General features: G+C 46.0%; 7 protein-coding genes. 3 read left to right on the top strand and 4 right to left on the bottom strand.

All coding sequences use genetic code 11. The features are described from left to right. Positions 1-312, top strand: a 312-nt coding sequence (locus ACRC32_RS08165) for a S41 family peptidase (protein WP_438553495.1), incomplete at its 5' end; no start/stop codon positions are given. A gap of 27 nt (positions 313-339) precedes the next feature. Further along, the gene (locus ACRC32_RS08160) at positions 340-759 is read left to right on the top strand and encodes a hypothetical protein (RefSeq protein ID WP_438553494.1); all 420 of its coding nucleotides are present in this window, start codon (positions 340-342) and stop codon (positions 757-759) included. Here the strand turns inward: ACRC32_RS08160 and ACRC32_RS08155 are convergent. Continuing rightward, positions 746-1,420, bottom strand: coding sequence for an SDR family oxidoreductase (locus ACRC32_RS08155; RefSeq protein WP_438553493.1), 675 nt, complete (start codon positions 1,418-1,420; stop codon positions 746-748). The genes ACRC32_RS08160 and ACRC32_RS08155 overlap by 14 nt on opposite strands. Positions 1,421-1,580: 160 nt before the next feature. Between ACRC32_RS08155 and gntT the strand changes: the two genes are divergently transcribed. After that, on the top strand, positions 1,581-2,945 hold the full coding sequence (gene gntT / locus ACRC32_RS08150; RefSeq protein WP_438553492.1) for a guanitoxin biosynthesis MATE family efflux transporter GntT: 1,365 nt from the start codon (positions 1,581-1,583) through the stop codon (positions 2,943-2,945). 174 nt (positions 2,946-3,119) lie between these two features. On the opposite strand, the gene ACRC32_RS08145 is transcribed toward gntT, so the two are convergent. The 3 genes from ACRC32_RS08145 to ACRC32_RS08135 form a co-directional block, all read right to left on the bottom strand. Continuing rightward, positions 3,120-3,719, bottom strand: a complete 600-nt coding sequence (locus ACRC32_RS08145; protein ID WP_438553496.1) for a cysteine hydrolase family protein — start codon at positions 3,717-3,719, stop codon at positions 3,120-3,122. After that, positions 3,719-3,880: an alpha/beta hydrolase gene (locus tag ACRC32_RS08140; RefSeq protein ID WP_438553491.1), complete on the bottom strand. Its 162-nt coding sequence runs from the start codon at positions 3,878-3,880 to the stop codon at positions 3,719-3,721. The genes ACRC32_RS08145 and ACRC32_RS08140 overlap by 1 nt, the downstream gene beginning before the upstream one ends. Beyond that, positions 3,859-4,362 (bottom strand): ABC transporter permease (locus ACRC32_RS08135; RefSeq protein ID WP_438553490.1); only part of this gene is annotated, 504 nt, incomplete at its 5' end. The genes ACRC32_RS08140 and ACRC32_RS08135, both read right to left, overlap by 22 nt.

Raw genomic sequence — 4,362 nt, 5'->3', positions numbered from 1 at the left:
AATGAAGGTAGTAGAAGCGGTAAAGAAATTTTGGCGTTTGGCTTCCAGCGCTATAAAATTGGCTCTGTAGTCGGTTCCCCCACAGCAGGAGCAGTTGTTGGTGGTCGTCCTTTTATCATGTCAAATGGTAGCGTCCTTTATTTAGCCGTTGCTGACGTGATAATTGATGGCAAATATCGGCTAGAAGGCAAGCCCATCACTCCAGATATTACCGTTCCCTTTACTTTAGAATATGCCCAAGGCGCAGACCCGCAAAAAGAACGAGCGATCGGAATAGTTATCAGGGAGCAGGGAGCAGGGAGCAGAGAATAACAACCAATGACCAGTGACCAATGACCAATGACTAATGACCAATTAGAACGATTAGAATCGCTCAAGGCTGGAATCATAGCGGCTGCAACTTTAGCTTTGGCGTTCGTCGTTACCACCTTCGTAAATAACTTCTTGCTTACCCCTAGCGTTTTCAGTTTCTCCAGCTTGTTTGCAGGAGCGATCGCAGTCGTTTGTGGCTTTCTATTTGGCGTGACATATCGCTATATCATTCGGGAGGATAGCAATATTCAGTTAAAAACTGGGGCTATTATGGCTTTTGGTTGCGTGCGCGGCTTAACTCAAATTGAAATGGCACTGCAATCCTCCCAGAAAATCTTACCCGCGATCGCTACTGCTGGAGAAAGTATAGTCTGGTTTGCCCTTGCCGCGATCGCCCTATCGTTGTCTATTCGCCTCGGCTGGGTGAAAGCTTTTAGTTCAAACTAAATTCCTCAAATTGAGCTGGAGTATAAAGCATGTCCCGATCCACGGCGGAAAGAATTTGATTATTCGCTTTTTCCGAATTTAAACAACGACAAATGAGTTGAGCCACATCAGCGCGATGAATCGTCCCAGCAACGCGAGGATCTGCCGTTAACAAACCATTACCTGTTGCTGGTTCCGATTTCAATCCCCCAGGACGAATGACTGTATAAGTCAAACCACTTGCGACAAGATAGTTTTCTGCTTGTTCCTTCTCAATTAAAACATCCTTCAAAGTCGCTAAAGCCTGCGGAGGAATGGCTGATACACTATTGCCGCTACCAATGGAAGATACCAAAATAAACTTTTGTGCGCCTGCTTTCACCGCTGCATCAATTAGGTTTTTATTGCCTAAATAGTCGGCTCTGACTCCATCTTTTGGTAAACCGCCAATCGTGCTAATGACTGTAGAGATAGAATCTCCCAGCATTGCCCGTTCTAAGTCTTCAACATTCAACGCATCGCCAAAAACTACCGCAATTCCCATCGCTTCTAATTCCGCTTGCGCCGCCGCTGTCCGCAACAATGCCTTTACCTGCAAACCCTGTTGTACCAAGCATTTAGCAATTTCCCTCCCCACACCGCGACTCGCACCAGCCAGAAAAATGTAAGAACTATCCGTCATGTTTCTAATTCCCAATCCAGTATGCAAGCTACACAATTCATTGTGGATGATGAGTTACACATTTTGACCGAACAGGGAGTAGAGATAAGGGAGCAGGGAGCAGCGATGTACAAAAAACTTTTATGCTGGGGGCAGTAGGGGAATAGGGGGTTTAAAAGCATTGCCATCTCGTTCTAGCTTTCTGCGTCACTTCTTCCAACTGGCGATCGTCAACATTCTCTCAAACCTCATGGTTCCCTTAGCTGGGTTAGTGGATGTCGCCTTTTTGGGACATTTGCAGGAAATTCGTTACCTAGCAGGAGTAGCTTTAGCAACTGTCCTATTTAATTACATCTACTGGACATTTGGCTTTTTACGGATGGGGACAACGGGGATGACTGCTCAAGCGATCGGGCGAGAAGATGGAGAAGGAGTCATGCTTATAGGCTTACGTAACGGCTTAATAGCACTCTCGTTGGGATTATTAATTTTAGTTTTGCAACAGCCTTTGAGAATGCTAGGCTTTACCCTCCTGAGTGCGACACCAGAAGTCAAAGCATCCGGTCAAGCATATTACGATGCTCTCATTTGGGGCGCACCAGCGACCTTGCTCAACTTTGTACTCGTTGGTTGGTTCTTGGGGCGATCGCAAAGTGGTAAGGTATTTTTGCTCTCGGCTGTCGGTAATCTATCTAATGTGGTGCTAAATTACTTGTTTATCGTGCGTTGGGGATGGCAAAGTACTGGAGCAGGACTAGGAACGGCGATCGCTCAGTACCTCATGTTATTGGTAGGGCTGATCTTGGTCTATCGAGAAATCCCGTTTGTACGAATGCATCAGCATCCAGCAAAAGCATCCTTCATCAGACAAATTCTCAATCCCAGCGATCTACGGGCAGCATTCGCGTTGAATAGCGAAATTCTAGTCCGCACCTTTGCTTTAGTTTCCACATTTGCCGTATTTACCAATCTCAGTTCGACCTTGGGAACGGAGATTTTATCTACCAACACAGTGCTGTTACAAGTAGTGACGCTGACAGCATACTTTATTGATGGACTTGCCTTCGCCACCGAAACCCTAGCCGGAATTTTTCTAGGCAGAGGAGCGATCGCCCAATTAACCCAACTCATATGGGTATCTGGAACAGCAAGTTTGAGCGTAGGGATACTGTTTGCGATCGCCTTCATTCTCATTCCCCTGCCCTTATTCGGGTTATTGACTAACCATAGTGCAATTTTGGGACGAATTAGCAGTTATGTAGGCTGGTTACTACCAATTTTGGGATTTGGCGCGATCGCCTATATGCTGGATGGTTACTTTCTCGGCTTAACGGCAGGTCGGATTTTGAGAATTTCGGTTCTTGCGGCTGCTGTGCTGGGATTTGCACCAATGGCTGTAGCCGCGTGGTATTTCCGTAATAGCCATCTACTCTGGTTGTCTCTAGCTTTGTTTATGGTTGTGAGGGCTGTGAGTTTGGCAATATTTGTACCGAGAACCCTCAATACTAATTCTATCGATCGTTGCCAGAGATCCGATCCCCCCTAGCCCCCCTTAAAAAGGGGGGAACAAAGCAATACTTTTCGGTTAAGGCAAGATCTCCCCCTCCTTAAAAAGGGGGGAACTGAAAGCCCCCTTTTTAAGGGGGTTGGGGGATCTTCAAAATCTTTGCATCACCACAGAGATGTATTGACGCAATGCCTGCATCCAAAAATACTCGTCTCAAGCCGCTGGAACTTTACCTGATATCGCTTCCACAAATGCAGCGTGTGAAATTCTCGCGCCTGATTGCAAATATTCCATCGCTGTTAGCGCTGCCCAATGTGCGTCCCAATCGGAACCAGCACAGCAATCCTCAATAACGTGGAAGTAGTAATCGTGCTGGTGAGCATCCGCTGCCGTGTAATGCACGCAAACGTTCGTCATCATACCAATCAATACTAAAGTATCTACTTTCAACCCCCGCAGGAGGATCTCTAAATCTGTCCCAAAAAAACAGCTGTAGCGACGTTTGCTAATTGTAAATTCTCCGTCAATGGGAGCTAATTCACAATAATAATCAGTACTAGCCCAAGTTTCCAAACAGTGAATCGGTTCTGCACCATCTAACTCCCGTCCAAAATCCACCATTTCTTTACGATGGACTTCTTTACAGTGAATGATTGGTAATTTTGCTTGACGCGCCGCTGCTAAAACTCGCTTTGCCTTGGGCAACAATTCAGCAACACCAACATAGGAAAGCGTGCAATCTCCTGTAAACGTCCCAGCTTGCAGATCGACACAAATTAAGGCAGTTTTATTTGGCTCTAGCTTGAGATTCATCACTGATTGATCGTTGGTAGTTGGTAGTTGGTAGTTGGTAGTTGGTAGTTGGTAGTTGGTAGTTGGTAGTTGGTAGTTGGTAGTTGCCACTCTGCTCCCTGCTCCCTGCTCCCTGCTCCCTGCTCCCTGTTCGCTGATTCTACCGTGTTTGATCTGCCCAAGGAGTAAGCCGTAGGGAGAGCCACTTCAAACCGTAGTCAATTAGTAAACCGATCGCGCCAATTAAAGCAATACAAAATAATACTTTCTCTGTTGGCAGAAATCGTTGAGCTTGAATAATTTTGAAGCCTAAACCGCTTTGAGCTGCTACCAGTTCGGCAATGACTAAAAAATTCCAAGCTCCAGAAATATTAACTCGTAGAGTATCTAGAACGCTAGGAAATGTTGCTGGCACAATCACTTTGAACAAGACATCGCGACGATTTGCCCCTAAAGTATAGGCAACATTAATCATCTCGTTGGGAATGAATTTGACCGCATCTGCTACCATGATGGCGTTGTACAGCACGACACCCAAGAAGACAATTAGCACCTTGGCTTCTTCACCTAACCCAACCCAAATCACGATCAACGGTACAAATGCGGTGACAGGCATATATCTCACTGTACCGACAATGGGAGCGAATAGGCTTTCCATGCTGTA

This window comes from Chroococcidiopsis sp. (assembly GCF_051657925.1).
In the GTDB taxonomy this organism is placed as follows: domain Bacteria; phylum Cyanobacteriota; class Cyanobacteriia; order Cyanobacteriales; family Chroococcidiopsidaceae; genus Chroococcidiopsis.
Note: the sequence above shows the minus strand (reverse complement) of the source record. Positions and strands in the feature narration are given on the sequence as shown.

Bases quoted from the DNA above. Each gene is read 5' to 3' on its own strand.
- ACRC32_RS08145 (WP_438553496.1), bottom strand. From the start codon at position 3,719: ATGAATCTCAAGCTAGAGCCAAATAAAACTGCCTTAATTTGTGTCGAT.
- ACRC32_RS08160 (WP_438553494.1), top strand. From the start codon at position 340: ATGACTAATGACCAATTAGAACGATTAGAATCGCTCAAGGCTGGAATC.
- ACRC32_RS08155 (WP_438553493.1), bottom strand. From the start codon at position 1,420: ATGACGGATAGTTCTTACATTTTTCTGGCTGGTGCGAGTCGCGGTGTG.